Genomic DNA, 15,589 nt, shown 5'->3' with positions numbered 1-15,589 from the left:
TAAAATGTAAAAAAGGGCTTGTATAAGCCCTTTTTTTGTCTTGATTTTATAGGAAGGATAATTGGTCGGCATTAGGTTTGTTTATTGGCTCGGCTGTCCATTCTTCTGGGTCCCATTTAGTCATTAGCGGTTTTAAAGCTTTAAGGTCTTGAGAATTTTTAACTGAACAGATCCATTCTTCTTCTAGCCCATTTGGAATAATAACGGGCATACGATTATGAAATTGTTTGACTAAATCATTTGGTTCGGTCGTTAACACACAACAGCTCTCTAGTTCACATCCTTCTTTAGACATCCAACGATTCCAAAGTCCTCCTAACCAGAAAGTTTGAGAATCTTTTCTACCTATTAGGTGACCTTTTTCTAGAAAACCACTGGCTGGTATCAAACATCTCTTATGCCTCCAGCTTGCACGAAAAAGTTTCTTCTCTTCAACACTTTCTGATCTCGCGTTAAATGGCTTTGGCCTTGTGTTGTCAAAAGGGTCTTTACTCCACTCAGATATAAACCCCCATAGCATTATGGATGTGTGTGTCTTGCCTTCATTCTTAAGAACAAGAATTGGAGAACCTGGTTTGATTAATATTTGTGGTTCATAATTTTGACTCAATCCCCTTGGCACATCTTTTTTTAAAAGATCTGGTAAATTTATAAATTTTGTTAATAGCTGATATCTTCCGCACATCCCATTAATCCTTCAGACGCTTTTTGATCAGAATCATCTTTAAAACTATTAGCTTTCTTAAAATAATGGCAAAGTTCCTTGTGTAATTTCTTTTTTACTTGAATTTCCTGAAAATAGTATTTTCGAATATTGATCCGCATAGGCGCAGTTCTTGCATGAAGGATTTGATTCTGGAATCTCTGATTGATTCATTAGTGTGACCATTTCATCTAGTCGACTCTCTATCCAATCATTTCTCCATTTGTAGGGAACAAGATATTCATCGAAACGCATGGTCTTATTAAATTCATCTTCATCCCTTTTTGCATTGCAAACTAGAAAATAAGATATTGGATGAACACTAAAACCCATCCCCGAGAGTAAGTAAGCATAAAAGTCCATTTGAATTTTATAGGCCTCATGAAAAGGATCCTCTAAATAATCTTTCTTATCAACTCGTCCGTTTTTTGCTTGTGATTTGTAATCCACAATTATTAGTTGTCTTGTAATAGTGTCTTGCCAAATATCGTCTACACCTCCGGTCAAAATTATTCCGGTATCCTTGTAACGATGCATTAGTCCCCGATGAAGAGAGTTTCTCCAGTTATCTATTTCAGGATGATCAAATGGAACAACATGAGATAGTCCATTAGATGCAAATATTCTGTGTGGAACCTGCTTTTGTCTGCAATCGTCAAATTCTTTTTTTAGTAATAGGTCAGTGGTTTCATTGAGAGTCCAACCTGGTGTCCCAGGAGGATCAAGACCTCTTACCCTATCGAGATAAAAGCACCTTTGACACGTCAGAAAATTTGAGAAACGACCTCTACTAATTTTGAAATCTTCTTGTTGATTTGGCTTATATAGAGAAGACTTACGACTTCGAAGGCCTGTGGCTTCAATTGGTTCTTTTTTGCTATTTCTTTTGAGATCAATCATTTTGTGTAATCACATAAAGATTTCAACTGGATTTATTCGATAGATTTAATTTCTTTATCCCAATTGTCTTTTCCTATCAATTAAAAGATTTAGAACCTTTTTACTTAATTGAGAAGGATTTTTCAATTAATCGTTTTTAAACCTTTATAAGCTACTTTTCGAAGATTTAGGTAAGGACATATTTTTATAGCTCGCAAATTCATTCAAATAACAAAAGTTTTCCACAGCTTCTATATTCTTAATATTGACGAAATCCCTCTATAAAAGGTTTTCCAATAAAAAAGACCCTAGGTATGGTGTCCTACGGGTCTGGGTGATGGGGATACTATTTCTAACCCTATTTTCCATATAAATCAACCCCCCCTATAGATGGTGTTCATTTAAGCCCGAGATAAAACATATGGTGCTTTAATGTTGCCTAATCTGATTGATTTGATTATTATTTTTGAAAAGCTGGGTGATGGGGATCCTTCAGCAGTTTATTTTGCCCTCATGAGATGAGGGCTTTTTTTATTGCTTTTTTGTTTTGTGGTGGACCTATCCGTTTTTTTTATTTTTAATTAGCCTTTATGTCTTGAAATATTCATCGTGTTTGAGCATCATGCTTGTTCGATTGTTGGTATTGCATGCGACATATTTTAGATATTTTGAAATATATAACTTGACATTACCTATTGATTCTTGCTAGTACATGTGTACTGCTAAAGGTAAATGACTTTATCTGCGTCTCCGTATGCTGTCTTTAAGGCTGAAGTATGGGTATCTGCCGTAGCCCAACCTATTGGAATTGGTCAATGTCTACGACTCACCCCAAAGAAACTTGCTCCGATCAGATCTTCGGTCAAGAAGAAGAGTGTTAATTCCTTGAGAAGGCGATTCTCAATAAAACATGTTCAGCTTGCGTTTGCATGACATGTCAACATTTTCAATTATTTCAGCGACAAGCTTTGCAGAATAATTCTTTCGTGTCATGTTCGTCGTCGTCTTATTCCTCATGGAGACCATTTGATTTCACGTTGTCTTCTTTGGATGCGGCAACGAGTGAAATAGATTGGTTGGTGTCCAGAGGTGGCCTGAAACTTTGAATAGATCAAATCGCTTATTAGTGTTCCCATGCCATCTTTGATCAGCATATGAGCTCTATTAGCTTTGTTGACTAGCCTTGTTTTATATTCGTTTTTTGTTTTTCTCTCACCCACTTGATATGGCTTTATAGTCAAGATCCAATTATTTGAAGGTGTCACTTTAATTGATATTGATAGATATATGAAAATTTAGTAGTCGATTAACCATTGACTATTGAATTAAATACCCTATATGTGATAGATGTATTATGAAAGTAATTATTGAGTTATGTCTCAGTTATCCATCAAAGTTAGTGCTAAAGGTGATGCCTTGATTGCTACCTTGCAAAAGGAGATCTTTAACAGACGTCGTAAGAAGGTAACTGCTTCTCAAGTCGTTGAAACCCTTGTTGAGAGCGGTGCTAAATCTCAGTCTGATAAACGTTACGCAGCTTCTTGGAAAAACCTAATTAAAGATATCGAAAAAGCAGCTAAAGTTTCTGAGGTTCATGGAAATAAGCCAGCAAATATTAGCGCTGATGAATGGGCTTTAATTCTTTCTCATCGCACACGTAAAGGCTCTGCTCCCAAAGCTGCTGCGGCAAAAAAAAGCACCGCTAAAAAAGCAGTAGCTAAAAAGCCTGTAGCTAAAAAGGCAACAGCAAAGAAAGCAGTAGCTAAAAAGCCAGTAGCTAAAAAGGCTGCAGCCAAAGCTAAAGCTGAGGTTTCTGCAGTTGTTAAGCCAAGTGCTGGTAGACCTGCTAGACGTGCACGCAAAGCCAGAAAAGCACCTGAAGCTGCTAAATAAAGCTTCCCCAGACCCTCAGGCGGCATGAGAGGTTCAATGCCTCTCACTGGTATTTTTTTTAGATATCTTGTGAATATTTGCTTGGATCTGTTTGCTCAGGTAGATCTTTTTCTTTAATCAGTAACTATTAAACCTGCATTGCATAGAGCGTTGAATACCTTTTTTTTGCGCTCCATTGCTTTTTCTGTTGGCTGAAGCATATCAAGTATGGACGCAATACAACTTATTTCATAGGAACCCTGGGAAATGAGAGCTGCATCACATATTTCATTATTAGCAATTACAGGTTCGATACCCGTGAATTTCAATTTCTGAATTGATGCTTTTAAAACTTGCTCGAGATATTCTAGTTGTTCGTTATTCAATGTCTTTCTGTCTACATAATCCATAAGAACTAATGAGGGCGTCACTACTAAATCTATAAAAAACTAATTTAACTACTTTTTAGAAATATTTTGGTCTCTTTGGATTTTCTATCTTTTAGTTGTCTTTTTTATTCATATCAGCTTTATATGCATTGAGAGCCTCTTTAATTCTTCCTGGTGCAAAAGGATTTTTACCTTTTGCCTCTTTCTTTGCTTCTTGCCATGCATTGTCGATTTCTTTCTTTGCTATCGGATCGTTATTGAAATTTGTGTATAGCTTCATAAGATACCAAGTGCTTAAAACTAATAGTCCAAGACCTAATAAATACATGAGACTGTCTCGATAATTACGACAATCTAACCAATTGAATGGAAATTGCGCCTATAAATAAAAAAAATACGTATTCGCTATGCCACTTATCGTAGATCCTTATAAAGATAAGAGTAATGGAGTTGGGAAGATTTTTAGAACAATCAATATCACACTTGCCATCGCACTACCTTTGTCAGCAATTTTGGTGACTATCTTTTGGGGTTTAAAACATGGTTTCAGTAGTTTCATTTGATATCAATGGAGACATCATTTTTTATCTAAATAAAGCATTAATGAGTTGAACAAATAATTTGATACTCCAAAATAAGATGCCTCCATAAATAAATCCTGCCAGGCCAGAAGCCCAGTCATTGAATAATTTCCATGAAATGATTATCACGAGGATTCCAAGTAAGAGTGAATATGTAGCCATTATTTTGTTATCTCTTTCAAGAGACGCTTTGTGAAAAATTTTAGAGGTCGGTATACCTAACTTTTTAGTAGTAGCAACCGAAGTGAGTTGTATTTACCGAATCAATTTCTACGGTATGCCTCATCCCTAACCGAATTACTTTAGGACAGAGTAGTTGTGTACTCCGAAAGAAAAGTTATGTACACTTCACTCTTCGATACTTTTTTCTCTGATTCTTTAATTGCTCCTACCAGAACTGTTTATGTGGTTTCTGATAGTCAGCTTGAAGAGCTTAAGCGTAATCAACGTCAAGAGGAACTCGACGACATCGAGGACTCCAGAAAAAGACTAGAAGAGAGCTATCAAGCTCGTATTAAAGTTCTTGATGAACGTCAAAATGAGATAAAAGAGGAACTTAAGGCTTTGTCTCCCACAAAGGTTAAGGCTGCCCTTAATAAGAAGTAACTGTTAGTTGGTCTGAGCAATGTGTTTCTTAGCACCTCCACTTAAATAGTGGAGGTGCTTTTATTTACTAGATGTTCAAATGGTTTTTCTTAAAGCATTGCTTTCTTTGTACCTAAATCTATGAAAGTGTTAATTGTCTAGATTCTTTTTTTTGCTTTCTTCAAGTGCCTTGTTACCTTCTTTGAGGGTGGTTGTGACCCACCAAACTGAAATTCCCATAATAGCGATGCCTAATGTCATTATTGATATTATTGTTGAAGTCACTTGTTATAACCCTTAATTGCTTGGGTTGATTTTGCTTTTTTTAAGCAGCTCATCAGATGTCGAAATTGAGTTTCCCAGATTAAAAATATTTTAATTGATGAGTCTAAAATAATTTAAGAGAAAGATGAGGATAAATTCACTTGCCATAGGCCTTCTTGATGGTTTATACCGATATTAATTGAAGAGGAAAACTATGAAACTTCAAACTTCATTTAGTGTCCCCAGAGAAAATATGGGTGACATAGGTAGAAAACACGAGGCGGTCAAAAGAGGAATGACAGCGATCGCTTCATACTGGGAGAGAGAGTGTGCTTTAAATCCTTCCTCACCTGCATGTCTTATTTTTGAGGACTAATAGTTGATAGGCCATTAAGAAATATACTTTTCTTCATCAAATAGTTAATCTTTTACTTCTCAATGAAAAGTGTTATTAAAACTTGGTTTGGATTATTTCTTTCCCTATTTTTAATAATAAGTGTTTGCTCCCAGTCAGTTGAAGCGCAACCGGTTTTAATGATATCCGATGTTGATAATGAAACTGCTAAAGGCTCAATGGATTCAAAAAGTATTGATGATCTTTTAGGCCCAGATACAAATTTTCCATTTGATCCAGCAAATCATAGAGATGGGTCTAATCCGATCAAACGAATTGGCAAAATAAGCGACGAAAATTTGTAGGTCAGTATTTTTTTATTTTCTAAGCAAAAGTTCCAAACGTTTTTTTTGTTCTTCAAGAGATTCGATCTTTTCATTTCTTTTTGCTTCCATTCTATTTTTTATAGTCTCATCAGCTTGTCTTGCGATACTTGCTTTCCTAAGGAAGATAAGGATTGAAATCACAGCAAATATAAGTGCAAGTGAACCCAATGGAACTATTGTTGCGCTCATTTCTTCCATTAGTAATTACAGGCGTTATATAAACGATTCGCTTTCTGTTGATCCTCACATTTTTTTAGTTTCGTTTCTAAATCTTGCATCTCTTTTTGAGCCTGATTGATTAATTCCAATGACCATTGCCAGTTTCGCTCAGTGCAATGTTGTTTTGCAGAATCCCAGTCCATGGTTGGATTATTTTAAGAATGGATGTTTTAGTCGAGCTGAACTCTCTATGACTTCTAGAGAATAACAAGTTTACGAACTAAATATTGTTTTTTTATCATCTTTTTGAAAACTTGGTTTGTACAACTTGTTTTAAAAGCAATCTTCAACACAGATTTTTAATCCGCAATTTGAAACTGCCTCACTTAAGCTCGAAATATCATTTTTTAATCCATGGAAACAGCTTTTGCTTGGAGCCTATGCCTTTCTGCCGTTGTGGTCTTGATTTCAATTGGACCACTAACATATGGCCGAGTTAAGGCTGGTTATTCAGCTGAGAATATGAGTGCGCCAAGAGCTTTATTTGATGAGCTTCCCGATTTTGGTAAAAGAGCTGTCTGGTGTCATCAAAATTGCTGGGAGAGTATCACTCTTCACGCTCCTGCATGTCTGCTATGTCTTATTGCTGGTGTTGTCTCTCCTGTGGCCGTAATAGCTGCGTGGGTTCACCCAATTGTCAGGTTTATCTATATCGGTGCTTATGTTGGCGATATTCCTCCTGCTAGAGGACTTTGTTGGGCATCGGGTCTTTTATGTTCAACTCTTTTGTATAAAGAGGGCTTAACTGCTTTGCTTTCTTCTTAATTGATCAACGATTAAACTTCTTGGCTTGCCAGTCTTAACAGGATTTAATCGATCAAGTACAACTGCTACTGCTGTAAACCAAGAACTTCCCTCTGGAATATTGGTTTGATTACAAATATGTTTTGGAGCTAGTTCAAGGGAGAGATTCGTATCGATTTCTTTGATTACCTGTTGATAATGTTTTTCTAAAAGCTCAAGATCCTCTTCCTCGAGAATGTTGCCTGAACAATACCAATCTAGTGATGTTTTCCAATCCATTATCAGATGATACGTTTATTGTTGGATAATGTCCCATGCTTCTGAAGCACTATCGGCGTATTGAAAGAGATTCATGTGCTCATCTGAGATGAGTCCATGGTCTGAAAGAAATTGAAAGTTGATCACTTTCGACCAATAATCTCGACCAAATAGAATAATTGGGATTTGTGTTTTCATTCCTGTTTGACGAAGAGTTAGTAATTCAAAGAGTTCATCAAATGTTCCAAATCCCCCAGGGAAAAAGACAGCTGCAACTGATCGCATCACAAAATGAAATTTTCGTAAGGCGAAATAATTAAATTTGAAGCAAAGCCCAGGAGTGATATAAGCATTGGGATGTTGTTCGTTTGGGAGACTTATATTTAAACCTATGGATTTACAGTCGGCATCAAAAGCGCCTCTGTTGGCAGCCTCCATAATCCCTGGGCCGCCACCAGTGACAATTACATGTGAATTGCAGTGTTCTTTTTGGTTTTGTCTGGAGACAATCTTTGCGAATTCTCTGGCCGAATCGTAGTAATGAGATATCGATTGTAAATTCTTTAGACGTGTTATTTCTCTCTGTAAATCAGATGAGCTCGGATCTTTGGTGAGAGAGTTCTTCGCTAGTTCAAGTTTGTTATTTATAGAGCTTTTATCGGAAAGGCTCGCTCCTCCAAAGACGATGATTGTTGATAAAATATTTTGTTCTTCTAGGATTTTTTCTGGTTTATTAATTTCTAGAAGCATTCGCACTCCTCTCATTTCATCACTATTGAGTAACTCTCTATCTTCATGGGCTAATTGGTAATTGTTCGAACTAATAATTAATTCAAGGTTTTTCCTGACTAGTTTTTGATTGTCACTTCTATTTTGAGTACTCATCAAAATATGCCTCCTTGAGTTTTAATGCGATAAGGAATTAGATCAATTCATCCAACCATGTGAAATGAATGGTGAAGTAGCTGATGCCATTATCTACATTCCCATTGCTCTTCTAAGTTTTGTCGCCTCGTCCATTCCCTCCATGATTGTGAAAGTAGAATTAACTGTCGCGGCTGTACGTAGCTTTGATAGCTCTTGATATTCACTGGATTCATAAGCTTCTACTGCTATTCGCATTGATGGGAATTCACAAATGACGGCTAGGTTTGAATCTTCAGTTTTTTCTTTTCCTATTGGGTCTGTATCTTTCGCAAATACCTCCCCACCATTTTCTTTGAGCCATGGCCCAACTTTTTCAACATATTCATTAAATAATTCGTGATTAATAACCTTTGCAGTTGAGATCCAGTACCCTTTGGCTTCTTTCTTATCCATTATCTTTTAATTAATTATAAATTTAGGATAGATCAGACTTAGCTCAAAAAATAATTTTCAAATCAATGGCCTATAAGTTTCAATAATTTATTTCCATAGACTTCTTTTTTTTAAAAGATCTTCGATATTTGGCCATGCTGCAATTAGTTCCTTTAGGGCTTGTCTATTTGGAGTGTATAAAACACATGAGAAGGCACTGATGACATAAAAAACAAACCACAACTTGTTGATTGAGTACACAGAGACAAAGGAGAAGATAAAACTACCAATGAATACAAAAAAGAGTGATCGATTTATTACTTCAAGTGGAGATCTTCTTAATCGTCTAAGCAATCTTTTTGTAGATTTTGTTTTTGAGAATCTTTGTGCCTCTATTTCTTCTTCTTTGATTAGTCTTTCATTTTCTTGATCCAAAATTTCGTTTGATCTGACAATATCCTCTATCTCTTGACTGGATAAGTTATCTAGAGGCTCTGAGTCTTTTTTTATTGCTGCCATTAGTTCAACAAACTTAAAAGTTAGATAGTTATCTGTATCTACCTTACTAAAGCGAATGTTTGCGTTTTGATTAATTGCCTAGGCCAGGTGGAAAAGGAAAAACTTGTTCATCCCCAAAAATATCCTCCATACTCAACTCTTTAGTTTGTGACTCCATTTCTACAGCTTCTTCTTCGGTTTCCATTTCCATTTCATATGAGTCTCCTTCTCCATAATCCTCTGGTGGAACCCAGCCTTGTATTACTGCCTCAGCACTATTCAATCCAGAGAAAACAATGAATACGAATAAAACTAATTTGATTAGAAAATTTTTCATATACACATGCTCTCATTACTTAGGCTAATGCTTGATCAGAAGGTTGATTAGCTTTAGGACTTGTAAAAATATCTTTTATATTGTCTTCTCTAAATTGAGGCTTTTCTCTTCCTTATTCCCTACTGATGTTTAATCGGCATTTTGTCTGACAGGTCTCATCATCCCGCCTCCATCATCATCATCATCCCCAAAACCAAAAAATAGCCAGGTGATAGCAAATACAGCTAATGCTCCTGATAGCGTCAATGCTTGTAACTCGTTCAAAGCTTTTCGGCTAATTTTTCACGACCTTAGCCCTTATTTTGTTTTTTTGTTGATGAGGAGAGCTTTCTTTCTGGTTATATTGTCGAAACTTAATTTGATTACTAATGGAAGAATTAGCCAAAAGAGTGGAAGAACTTGAGCGTCGAGTCCAGCATTTAGAAGCAGTGCTGCAATACCAAGCAAGAAAAAACAAATAATTTCTGTTGCCATCTAACCAATACCTGGAATATCAAATGGGAGTTTGTCTTCAAGTACTACTAAGTATTTTTGGACTGCGGGAATACGAAGAAGAGCTAATGGAACAACAATATTCAGAACAATCCATGCTCCTCCAACTAATGGAGCCCATTTACCAGCTTTTTTAATAAAGCTCATTCCCTTCTCTTTCTCTGGAGACTGATTCATGTTTTTGATTTATTGAATAGATCTTAGCTAGACCCCAAACTTACTATTTTTGATCAGGTGTAGTGGAAAAGCAATGGGCATTAAGGCTGATTGCGTTGAGGTGCGAATAGAGCAAAGATACGTGTGTTGAGTTAAGAGGCACCATTAATGGTCGACACTCCACCTGAGTATTTAAGAGAAGCGAACTGAATTCTGGTTCCTGCTCCAACATTCTCAATGAATAAGTGGGCTATTCGTCTGATGCGACAAGGATCAATGATATAGGTGCGTCAATTCAGTCGAAACTCCTCTGCATCGTTTAGGTGCCCTAACGGAGTAAAAAGCCTTTCTACTAGACACTTGGCCCCAGGCCACCAATATCCAGAAGCTTCCAAAGAATCGGTAAAGGAAAAGGGCCTCCCTGAGGCCCTTTTTAAATGTCTAATTAAAAGAGATTATTCTTTCTACGGTTTCCCTGCCAAATACGTACGGTCCTACAGAACTATTGATGAAAAGGAAAATCTAGGATAAGTGTACGTCAGGCAATCAATTGCACTGGTCATCAATTGATTGGCTTCTGGGGAGGAGCACTGACGTTTTTTATTCAAAGAAACAACCTTCTAAAGCTCAGTATAAAAAGAAGGTTGTCCTGAGAAGTTCAAAAAATATAAGAACAAACCACTGTCAGCCGTGTAGGAATAATTACTTAAATATCTGTTTTTTATTTTCTCTAGAGATTAGTTGCCATCGCAATCTTCATCTTTTGGCAACTGAAGCCATCCACTCGTCCACTTTGAATATGTTTTTAATTCCGACCATGGAACTTTTATAAGAATTTCGTTGTTGTTAACTGGAAATAGTTCTACCCACCGTTCATCTTTTTTGCCTCCATAGCTTTTAACTTCAAAATGTCGATAACCTTCTCTTTTTACGGCTGAGGTCCAAGCTGCATTCGGTGGCCATCTCATTTAGTTTCCTCTTTTCTTCAAGCCTTCTCTATATTTTTCACTTTAGTCTAAATTTATACACCTAAACCTTTTTTATGTTTTATATATTTGTAAATTTATCATAATTAATCTAAAAATATTCCGGAGGCAGATAGCTCTTTTCGCTCTTTTGGATCTGTATATGTGTTTTCGTATTGCCTAACATATATAGGTGTACATATTACCAAAACTAAAATTATTAGAAGATATTTTACTTGTTTTTTCAACTTCTTATTAAATGCTTGATTGATCTAATGATTGGTTTTCATCCAAGCATCAGCCCTAATATTGGTCATAAATATACCGCTTCGCTCCATCAAACAGATATGTTTATTTTGAATTAGTTTTTTTGCCGTAAGTCTTGTATCAAGCTATATTGATTATATCAATAAATATTGATCAATCTTAGTGCCTTCACGTCCTATGCTTTCATTGCTTTTACGTCGCAGACCTTTGATGAGCTTTGCTAAGAAGAGTCTTGTCCTCTCCTCTTTAATTATTCTTGGCTCAGGTGGAGGTGCCTTTGCGGGTGCTCGACTCAGCGGAGCTGGAGCCTCTTTTCCCGCTAAAATCTACACTCGATGGTTCTCTGACTTAGCTAAAGAGCGTGGACCTCGTGTTAACTATCAAGCTGTTGGTTCAGGTTCTGGCCGTAAAGCTTTCATTGATGAAACCGTTAATTTCGGTGCGTCTGATGATCCGATGAAAGCAACAGATATTGCAAAAGTTACACGGGGATTAGTTCAAATCCCAATGGTTGGTGGCACTATTGCTTTTGGTTATAACTACGATTGCGATCTTAAACTTACTCAAGAGCAAGCTGTTCGTGTTGCTATGGGTAAAATTACAAACTGGAAAGAGGTTGGTTGCCCTGAAGGAAAACTAACTTGGGCACATCGTTCTGATGGCTCCGGTACTACGAAGGCTTTTACAAATTCCATGCAGGCTTTCTCTAAGACATGGACTCTAGGAACAGGTAAATCCGTCGCCTGGCCTGCTGGTGTTGGTGGTAAAGGTAATGCTGGTGTCGCTGGCGTTATTCGTAACACTCCTGGTGCAATTGGTTATGTAAACCAGTCATATATTAGAGGTGAAATCAAAGCAGCCGCTCTCCAAAATTTATCAGGAGAGTTTTTACAGCCAACTACCGAGGCTGGAGCGATTGCTCTTAATGGAATACAACTAGATAAAAATCTAGCCGGTAATAACCCTAACCCTAAGGCCAAGGGTGCATACCCAATCGCAACCCTTACATGGATTCTTGCTTACGAAACTGGTAATGGTAGAAACACTGATGCCATTAGAGATTCACTTAACTACCTACTAAGTGATAAAGCCCAGGCTAAGGCTCCTTCTCTTGGCTTTGTTCCTCTAAAAGGTGATATTCTTTCCAAGTCTCGCGCTGCTGTAAAGCGTGTTGGCAAGTGAATTAATTCCTTATAAATTAAAAAGGAGGCAATAGCCTCCTTTTTTTTATTGTCTTTTTTTGCTTGCTAGTAACTTCTTAACTTAAGCTTAAAAAAAGCTCTTTAATATGAAAAAAAAAGAATCAATGAATAATTGGAAGCAAATAGTTGGATCACCCATTTGGTGGGTTCCAGTTTCAATACTTGTTTTATTTATTTCGATTGAGGGATTACATCTAGCCGAGCATGGTAAAAACTGTAAAACTAAAGCAGCTTGGATGAATGAAGTTGGACTTGAATATGACCGAGAATCAGAGGTTCAGTAGTATTTCTCTTGCATGATATTTAATTTATTTTTAATTGATATGGGATCTTAGGCTTTTTCAATAGCTACAGCACTTGAAACTGGAGGTAGTCGTAAACTAGTCAACAATGAGATAAATACAAATAGGCTTGAACACCATAAACATAGTTGCATTCCTATAGAGGCATTAGCTCCAAGCATGAATAAAACTCCTGATAGGAGAGTACCAATCAGTCTCCCTGCCGCATTTGCCATGTAATAGAAGCCTACGTTTAGACTCACGTTTTCCTTGTCCGTATAAGCAAGAACCATATATGAATGTATTGATGAGTTCATTGCAAATATGAATCCAAATAATATCAATCCAGCTGTAATTGCTATTTCTGGATTGCTTTGTCGCCATAGTGCTATTGCTATTAGCGCTGGTATTGCAGTTAAGGTAGCGCTCCAGAATTGAACAGAAGAAACTCCTGGGCTTGTTTTATTTCCCCATAAATTTCTTAAAGACGGCGCAAACGCTTGAATAAAACCATAACCAATAACCCACAATCCTAGAAAAGCTCCAATCTCAGAAAAATTCCAATTTAGATACGTTTCAAGAAAAACAGGTAGTGCAACGACGAACCATACGTCTCTTGCCCCAAAGAGAAAAAAGCGTGCAAAAGAGAGTACATTGATCCCTTGAGATTTAGAAAATAAGTCTTTAAAGATTGGTTTGTTTTTCATCTTTCCAATATCTCCAGGCAAAATCAATGTCATTAGAAATGACAGACCTAAACCGATAGCCATTAATTCAACTGCTTTATTAAAACCGAAACTGGTCAGCAATAATCCACCAAGAAAGAAGCCAACTCCTTTGAGTGCATTTTTTGAACCAGTTAAGATAGCTACCCATTTAAATAATTGATTATTTCCACCATCTTCTTCTGAGGAGTCTGGAACGACAGTTTTGATGGCACTTTTAGCACTCATCTTATTGAGATCTTTTGCTATACCACTAATCGCTTGAGCAACCATGACATAAATGACACTCAAAAGTTTCGACCAACCACTCGAAACTGGTATCAACATCAATAAGGCGCCGATTTGTAAAAGAGTCCCGACCCATAGTGTTAGACGTAATCCATATCTTGCTCCAATCCATCCACCATAGAGATTAGTGATAACGCCAAAGAACTCGTAAAAAAGGAATAAGAAAGCGATTTCTAAGGTTGTATATCCAAGGCTATGAAAGTGAAAAATCACTAGCATCCTTAGAGCACCATCTGTCAGTGTGAATGCCCAATAGTTGGTCGTTACGATTCCATATTGCTGTAATGACGATAATTTCATGCTTTATATTTATTCTTTTTCTAGCTTTATTACATGTGATACGAGATCTGCCATTCGACAGCTATAACCCCATTCATTGTCATACCAAATATAGACTTTCAGTTGAGTTTTATTGACCACCATGGTTGAGAGAGCATCAATGATTGAACTTCTCGAGTCATTGACATAATCGATTGATACAAGTGGTTTTTCTTCGTAACCAAGTATTCCTTTTAGCTCTCCTTCTGAAGCTTCTTTGAACACATGATTGACTTCTTCTTGCCTTACCTCTCTCTCTAATTCAAATACAGCATCAGTTAAAGATCCATTGAGGAGAGGAACTCGAACTGCATGGCCATTTAATTTTCCTTGTAATTCCGGGAATATCATCCCTATCGCTTTTGCCGAACCTGTTGTTGTTGGAATTAAGCTTTGTGATCCGCTTCTGGCTCTTCTTAAATCCGGCTTAAATGAATCAACGATTACCTGAGTATTTGTTAGGTCATGGAGTGTTGTAATGCATCCATGCTTAATACCAAAAGCTTGATTAACAACTTTCACAACGGGAGCCAAGCAATTAGTTGTGCAGGATGCAGCTGTTACTAAGCGATGTTTATTGGGCTCGTATAAATCATGATTAATACCGTAGACGATATTTAGAGCATCTTCTCCCTGTATTTCACCTTTAACAGGACATGCAACGATAACTCTTTTCATCCCAAGAGTATCGAAGTAAGGATTTAATGTTTGAGGGGTTTTGAATTTTCCTGAACATTCGAGAATTAGTTCTATTCCTTTTTCCTTCCATGGCACTTTTGTGAAATCACTTTCTTGAGAAAAAGATATTGGTTGACTTTCAATACTCAGGTTGTTTTGGTCGTTGCTTATTGCTTTGTTCCAACGACCATGTACTGAATCAAATTCAAGCAAATGGGCAGCTCCCTTTGCATCACCCAATGGATCGTTGATATGTGTAATCTTGATATTCTCTCTACCCCAGAGCGCTCTTAGAACAAGTCGTCCTATTCGACCGAAACCATTAATACCGATTCGCATAACCTGTAATTGAGTTAATTGAGTGAATCAATAAAGGATAAGATTCCTCATATCAATTTATATTGATATATAGAGGTTTGTCGATGCAAGCCTTTTCTGAAGTTTGTTTTATCATGTGATTATATTTTTCCTTCTGTGATGGCCACAGCGATAAAGAGCGAAGTAGTTCTTGAAAATGCAATGGCCAGGAAATTGCTAAAAGCTTTATCTGATCCATTGCGATTGCAAATCATTGAGTCTCTTTCAGGAGGAGAGCGATGTGTTTGTGATTTGATTAATGAAATTGGATTGGCGCAATCGAAAATTTCTTTTCATTTAAAAGTTTTAAAAGACGCAGGTTTGATTACCGATAGGCAAACTGGTAGATGGGTTTATTACCAATTGAATATTGACTCATTAAATTCTTTGCAAGATTGGATTGAACTGTTGAAAGAAAGCTCTCAACAACCATCGCAAGCTTGTAAATAAAACAATCAATTGAAATCTGTTTTCAATTGATTTAGCTCTATTCAGAATTGTTCTAATAATTT

At 36.8% G+C, this 15,589-nt stretch carries 29 protein-coding genes; 10 read left to right on the top strand and 19 right to left on the bottom strand.

The genetic code is table 11. From position 1 onward, the window contains the following. Positions 1-46: 46 nt before the first annotated feature. Together SIB53_RS09465 and SIB53_RS09460 are read right to left on the bottom strand one after the other, a co-directional pair. Complete coding sequence (locus SIB53_RS09465) at positions 47-685, bottom strand: SOS response-associated peptidase (RefSeq protein ID WP_413677953.1); 639 nt, start codon at positions 683-685, stop codon at positions 47-49. Between the two features lie 57 nt (positions 686-742). Further along, on the bottom strand, positions 743-1,603 hold the full coding sequence (locus SIB53_RS09460) for a PD-(D/E)XK nuclease family protein (protein WP_413677952.1): 861 nt from the start codon (positions 1,601-1,603) through the stop codon (positions 743-745). Positions 1,604-2,314: 711 nt separating this feature from the next. On the opposite strand from SIB53_RS09460, the gene SIB53_RS09455 reads away from it, so the two are divergent. Beyond that, entirely contained in the window at positions 2,315-2,515 is a 201-nt protein-coding gene (locus tag SIB53_RS09455; RefSeq protein WP_413677951.1) for a hypothetical protein, read from the top strand. Between the two features lie 80 nt (positions 2,516-2,595). On the opposite strand, the gene SIB53_RS09450 is transcribed toward SIB53_RS09455, so the two are convergent. Further along, positions 2,596-2,847 (bottom strand): hypothetical protein, encoded by a 252-nt coding sequence (locus tag SIB53_RS09450; RefSeq protein ID WP_413677950.1) that lies wholly within the window; start codon positions 2,845-2,847, stop codon positions 2,596-2,598. A 109-nt stretch (positions 2,848-2,956) separates the two neighbouring features. Here SIB53_RS09450 and SIB53_RS09445 point away from each other — a divergent pair, with 109 nt between their 5' ends. After that, complete coding sequence (locus SIB53_RS09445) at positions 2,957-3,475, top strand: hypothetical protein (RefSeq protein WP_413677949.1); 519 nt, start codon at positions 2,957-2,959, stop codon at positions 3,473-3,475. Between the two features lie 113 nt (positions 3,476-3,588). Here SIB53_RS09445 and SIB53_RS09440 read toward each other — a convergent pair whose 3' ends face one another. Together SIB53_RS09440 and SIB53_RS09435 are read right to left on the bottom strand one after the other, a co-directional pair. After that, the gene (locus tag SIB53_RS09440; protein WP_413677948.1) at positions 3,589-3,885 is read right to left on the bottom strand and encodes a hypothetical protein; all 297 of its coding nucleotides are present in this window, start codon (positions 3,883-3,885) and stop codon (positions 3,589-3,591) included. A gap of 70 nt (positions 3,886-3,955) precedes the next feature. Beyond that, positions 3,956-4,123 carry a hypothetical protein gene (locus tag SIB53_RS09435; RefSeq protein ID WP_257473357.1) on the bottom strand — a complete coding sequence of 56 codons (168 nt, stop codon included), beginning with the start codon at positions 4,121-4,123 and terminating at the stop codon, positions 3,956-3,958. Positions 4,124-4,250: 127 nt separating this feature from the next. Here SIB53_RS09435 and SIB53_RS09430 point away from each other — a divergent pair, with 127 nt between their 5' ends. Further along, on the top strand, positions 4,251-4,406 hold the full coding sequence (locus SIB53_RS09430) for a hypothetical protein (protein ID WP_413677947.1): 156 nt from the start codon (positions 4,251-4,253) through the stop codon (positions 4,404-4,406). A 21-nt stretch (positions 4,407-4,427) separates the two neighbouring features. On the opposite strand, the gene SIB53_RS09425 is transcribed toward SIB53_RS09430, so the two are convergent. Next, positions 4,428-4,586: a hypothetical protein gene (locus SIB53_RS09425; RefSeq protein WP_413677946.1), complete on the bottom strand. Its 159-nt coding sequence runs from the start codon at positions 4,584-4,586 to the stop codon at positions 4,428-4,430. A 156-nt stretch (positions 4,587-4,742) separates the two neighbouring features. Between SIB53_RS09425 and SIB53_RS09420 the strand changes: the two genes are divergently transcribed. Then, on the top strand, positions 4,743-5,030 hold the full coding sequence (locus SIB53_RS09420; protein ID WP_413677945.1) for a hypothetical protein: 288 nt from the start codon (positions 4,743-4,745) through the stop codon (positions 5,028-5,030). Between the two features lie 129 nt (positions 5,031-5,159). Here SIB53_RS09420 and SIB53_RS09415 read toward each other — a convergent pair whose 3' ends face one another. Continuing rightward, the gene (locus tag SIB53_RS09415) at positions 5,160-5,294 is read right to left on the bottom strand and encodes a hypothetical protein (RefSeq protein ID WP_413677944.1); all 135 of its coding nucleotides are present in this window, start codon (positions 5,292-5,294) and stop codon (positions 5,160-5,162) included. Between the two features lie 193 nt (positions 5,295-5,487). Between SIB53_RS09415 and SIB53_RS09410 the strand changes: the two genes are divergently transcribed. Continuing rightward, positions 5,488-5,649, top strand: a complete 162-nt coding sequence (locus SIB53_RS09410; protein ID WP_413390657.1) for a hypothetical protein — start codon at positions 5,488-5,490, stop codon at positions 5,647-5,649. Positions 5,650-5,711: 62 nt separating this feature from the next. After that, positions 5,712-5,972: a hypothetical protein gene (locus SIB53_RS09405; protein WP_413677943.1), complete on the top strand. Its 261-nt coding sequence runs from the start codon at positions 5,712-5,714 to the stop codon at positions 5,970-5,972. Between the two features lie 12 nt (positions 5,973-5,984). Here SIB53_RS09405 and SIB53_RS09400 read toward each other — a convergent pair whose 3' ends face one another. Together SIB53_RS09400 and SIB53_RS09395 are read right to left on the bottom strand one after the other, a co-directional pair. Further along, on the bottom strand, positions 5,985-6,182 hold the full coding sequence (locus tag SIB53_RS09400) for a hypothetical protein (protein WP_413677942.1): 198 nt from the start codon (positions 6,180-6,182) through the stop codon (positions 5,985-5,987). A gap of 8 nt (positions 6,183-6,190) precedes the next feature. Continuing rightward, on the bottom strand, positions 6,191-6,355 hold the full coding sequence (locus SIB53_RS09395) for a hypothetical protein (RefSeq protein WP_011294970.1): 165 nt from the start codon (positions 6,353-6,355) through the stop codon (positions 6,191-6,193). Positions 6,356-6,566: 211 nt separating this feature from the next. On the opposite strand from SIB53_RS09395, the gene SIB53_RS09390 reads away from it, so the two are divergent. After that, entirely contained in the window at positions 6,567-6,977 is a 411-nt protein-coding gene (locus SIB53_RS09390) for an MAPEG family protein (RefSeq protein WP_036904254.1), read from the top strand. Here SIB53_RS09390 and SIB53_RS09385 read toward each other — a convergent pair. The 8 genes from SIB53_RS09385 to SIB53_RS09350 all read right to left on the bottom strand — a co-directional run bounded on the left by SIB53_RS09385 (position 6,954) and on the right by SIB53_RS09350 (position 10,964). Continuing rightward, positions 6,954-7,235: a hypothetical protein gene (locus SIB53_RS09385; RefSeq protein WP_413677941.1), complete on the bottom strand. Its 282-nt coding sequence runs from the start codon at positions 7,233-7,235 to the stop codon at positions 6,954-6,956. The genes SIB53_RS09390 and SIB53_RS09385 overlap by 24 nt on opposite strands. A gap of 15 nt (positions 7,236-7,250) precedes the next feature. Further along, positions 7,251-8,099 (bottom strand): LOG family protein, encoded by an 849-nt coding sequence (locus tag SIB53_RS09380; RefSeq protein ID WP_413677940.1) that lies wholly within the window; start codon positions 8,097-8,099, stop codon positions 7,251-7,253. Between the two features lie 93 nt (positions 8,100-8,192). After that, a complete protein-coding gene (locus SIB53_RS09375; protein ID WP_413677939.1) occupies positions 8,193-8,534 on the bottom strand; it encodes a DUF1330 domain-containing protein in 342 nt (113 codons plus the stop codon). 87 nt (positions 8,535-8,621) lie between these two features. Beyond that, entirely contained in the window at positions 8,622-9,032 is a 411-nt protein-coding gene (locus SIB53_RS09370) for a hypothetical protein (protein WP_011823830.1), read from the bottom strand. A gap of 70 nt (positions 9,033-9,102) precedes the next feature. Next, positions 9,103-9,348 carry a hypothetical protein gene (locus SIB53_RS09365; RefSeq protein WP_413677938.1) on the bottom strand — a complete coding sequence of 82 codons (246 nt, stop codon included), beginning with the start codon at positions 9,346-9,348 and terminating at the stop codon, positions 9,103-9,105. A gap of 297 nt (positions 9,349-9,645) precedes the next feature. After that, a complete protein-coding gene (locus SIB53_RS09360; RefSeq protein WP_011294556.1) occupies positions 9,646-9,822 on the bottom strand; it encodes a hypothetical protein in 177 nt (58 codons plus the stop codon). After that, complete coding sequence (locus SIB53_RS09355) at positions 9,823-10,017, bottom strand: hypothetical protein (protein WP_036904235.1); 195 nt, start codon at positions 10,015-10,017, stop codon at positions 9,823-9,825. It abuts the gene before it with no gap. A 716-nt stretch (positions 10,018-10,733) separates the two neighbouring features. After that, positions 10,734-10,964, bottom strand: a complete 231-nt coding sequence (locus SIB53_RS09350) for a TIGR02450 family Trp-rich protein (RefSeq protein WP_011294554.1) — start codon at positions 10,962-10,964, stop codon at positions 10,734-10,736. Positions 10,965-11,438: 474 nt separating this feature from the next. On the opposite strand from SIB53_RS09350, the gene pstS reads away from it, so the two are divergent. Further along, positions 11,439-12,410, top strand: coding sequence for a phosphate ABC transporter substrate-binding protein PstS (gene pstS, locus SIB53_RS09345; protein ID WP_413679151.1), 972 nt, complete (start codon positions 11,439-11,441; stop codon positions 12,408-12,410). A 106-nt stretch (positions 12,411-12,516) separates the two neighbouring features. Then, complete coding sequence (locus SIB53_RS09340; RefSeq protein ID WP_219087325.1) at positions 12,517-12,714, top strand: hypothetical protein; 198 nt, start codon at positions 12,517-12,519, stop codon at positions 12,712-12,714. A 47-nt stretch (positions 12,715-12,761) separates the two neighbouring features. Here SIB53_RS09340 and arsJ read toward each other — a convergent pair whose 3' ends face one another. Next, positions 12,762-14,024, bottom strand: coding sequence for an organoarsenical effux MFS transporter ArsJ (arsJ, locus tag SIB53_RS09335; protein ID WP_413677937.1), 1,263 nt, complete (start codon positions 14,022-14,024; stop codon positions 12,762-12,764). 9 nt (positions 14,025-14,033) lie between these two features. Continuing rightward, entirely contained in the window at positions 14,034-15,059 is a 1,026-nt protein-coding gene (locus tag SIB53_RS09330; protein ID WP_219087323.1) for an ArsJ-associated glyceraldehyde-3-phosphate dehydrogenase, read from the bottom strand. A gap of 138 nt (positions 15,060-15,197) precedes the next feature. Here SIB53_RS09330 and SIB53_RS09325 point away from each other — a divergent pair, with 138 nt between their 5' ends. Further along, positions 15,198-15,527, top strand: coding sequence for an ArsR/SmtB family transcription factor (locus tag SIB53_RS09325; RefSeq protein ID WP_219087322.1), 330 nt, complete (start codon positions 15,198-15,200; stop codon positions 15,525-15,527). The last annotated feature ends 62 nt before the right edge of the window (positions 15,528-15,589 follow it).

Origin of the sequence: Prochlorococcus sp. MIT 0916, from assembly GCF_047305155.1 — a bacterium.
GTDB lineage: Bacteria > Cyanobacteriota > Cyanobacteriia > PCC-6307 > Cyanobiaceae > Prochlorococcus_B.
Note: the sequence above shows the minus strand (reverse complement) of the source record. Positions and strands in the feature narration are given on the sequence as shown.

Excerpts from the sequence above, each read along its gene's own strand:
- SIB53_RS09465 (WP_413677953.1), bottom strand. The coding sequence starts at position 685 with ATGTGCGGAAGATATCAGCTATTAACAAAATTTATAAATTTACCAGAT.
- SIB53_RS09460 (WP_413677952.1), bottom strand. The coding sequence starts at position 1,603 with ATGATTGATCTCAAAAGAAATAGCAAAAAAGAACCAATTGAAGCCACA.
- SIB53_RS09455 (WP_413677951.1), top strand. The coding sequence starts at position 2,315 with ATGACTTTATCTGCGTCTCCGTATGCTGTCTTTAAGGCTGAAGTATGG.
- SIB53_RS09445 (WP_413677949.1), top strand. The coding sequence starts at position 2,957 with ATGTCTCAGTTATCCATCAAAGTTAGTGCTAAAGGTGATGCCTTGATT.
- SIB53_RS09435 (WP_257473357.1), bottom strand. The coding sequence starts at position 4,123 with ATGAAGCTATACACAAATTTCAATAACGATCCGATAGCAAAGAAAGAA.
- SIB53_RS09430 (WP_413677947.1), top strand. The coding sequence starts at position 4,251 with ATGCCACTTATCGTAGATCCTTATAAAGATAAGAGTAATGGAGTTGGG.
- SIB53_RS09425 (WP_413677946.1), bottom strand. The coding sequence starts at position 4,586 with ATGGCTACATATTCACTCTTACTTGGAATCCTCGTGATAATCATTTCA.
- SIB53_RS09410 (WP_413390657.1), top strand. The coding sequence starts at position 5,488 with ATGAAACTTCAAACTTCATTTAGTGTCCCCAGAGAAAATATGGGTGAC.
- SIB53_RS09405 (WP_413677943.1), top strand. The coding sequence starts at position 5,712 with ATGAAAAGTGTTATTAAAACTTGGTTTGGATTATTTCTTTCCCTATTT.
- SIB53_RS09400 (WP_413677942.1), bottom strand. The coding sequence starts at position 6,182 with ATGAGCGCAACAATAGTTCCATTGGGTTCACTTGCACTTATATTTGCT.
- SIB53_RS09395 (WP_011294970.1), bottom strand. The coding sequence starts at position 6,355 with ATGGACTGGGATTCTGCAAAACAACATTGCACTGAGCGAAACTGGCAA.
- SIB53_RS09390 (WP_036904254.1), top strand. The coding sequence starts at position 6,567 with ATGGAAACAGCTTTTGCTTGGAGCCTATGCCTTTCTGCCGTTGTGGTC.
- SIB53_RS09385 (WP_413677941.1), bottom strand. The coding sequence starts at position 7,235 with ATGGATTGGAAAACATCACTAGATTGGTATTGTTCAGGCAACATTCTC.
- SIB53_RS09380 (WP_413677940.1), bottom strand. The coding sequence starts at position 8,099 with ATGAGTACTCAAAATAGAAGTGACAATCAAAAACTAGTCAGGAAAAAC.
- SIB53_RS09375 (WP_413677939.1), bottom strand. The coding sequence starts at position 8,534 with ATGGATAAGAAAGAAGCCAAAGGGTACTGGATCTCAACTGCAAAGGTT.
- SIB53_RS09370 (WP_011823830.1), bottom strand. The coding sequence starts at position 9,032 with ATGGCAGCAATAAAAAAAGACTCAGAGCCTCTAGATAACTTATCCAGT.
- SIB53_RS09365 (WP_413677938.1), bottom strand. The coding sequence starts at position 9,348 with ATGAAAAATTTTCTAATCAAATTAGTTTTATTCGTATTCATTGTTTTC.
- SIB53_RS09360 (WP_011294556.1), bottom strand. The coding sequence starts at position 9,822 with ATGGCAACAGAAATTATTTGTTTTTTCTTGCTTGGTATTGCAGCACTG.
- SIB53_RS09355 (WP_036904235.1), bottom strand. The coding sequence starts at position 10,017 with ATGAATCAGTCTCCAGAGAAAGAGAAGGGAATGAGCTTTATTAAAAAA.
- SIB53_RS09350 (WP_011294554.1), bottom strand. The coding sequence starts at position 10,964 with ATGAGATGGCCACCGAATGCAGCTTGGACCTCAGCCGTAAAAAGAGAA.
- pstS (WP_413679151.1), top strand. The coding sequence starts at position 11,439 with ATGAGCTTTGCTAAGAAGAGTCTTGTCCTCTCCTCTTTAATTATTCTT.
- SIB53_RS09340 (WP_219087325.1), top strand. The coding sequence starts at position 12,517 with ATGAAAAAAAAAGAATCAATGAATAATTGGAAGCAAATAGTTGGATCA.
- arsJ (WP_413677937.1), bottom strand. The coding sequence starts at position 14,024 with ATGAAATTATCGTCATTACAGCAATATGGAATCGTAACGACCAACTAT.
- SIB53_RS09330 (WP_219087323.1), bottom strand. The coding sequence starts at position 15,059 with ATGCGAATCGGTATTAATGGTTTCGGTCGAATAGGACGACTTGTTCTA.
- SIB53_RS09325 (WP_219087322.1), top strand. The coding sequence starts at position 15,198 with ATGGCCACAGCGATAAAGAGCGAAGTAGTTCTTGAAAATGCAATGGCC.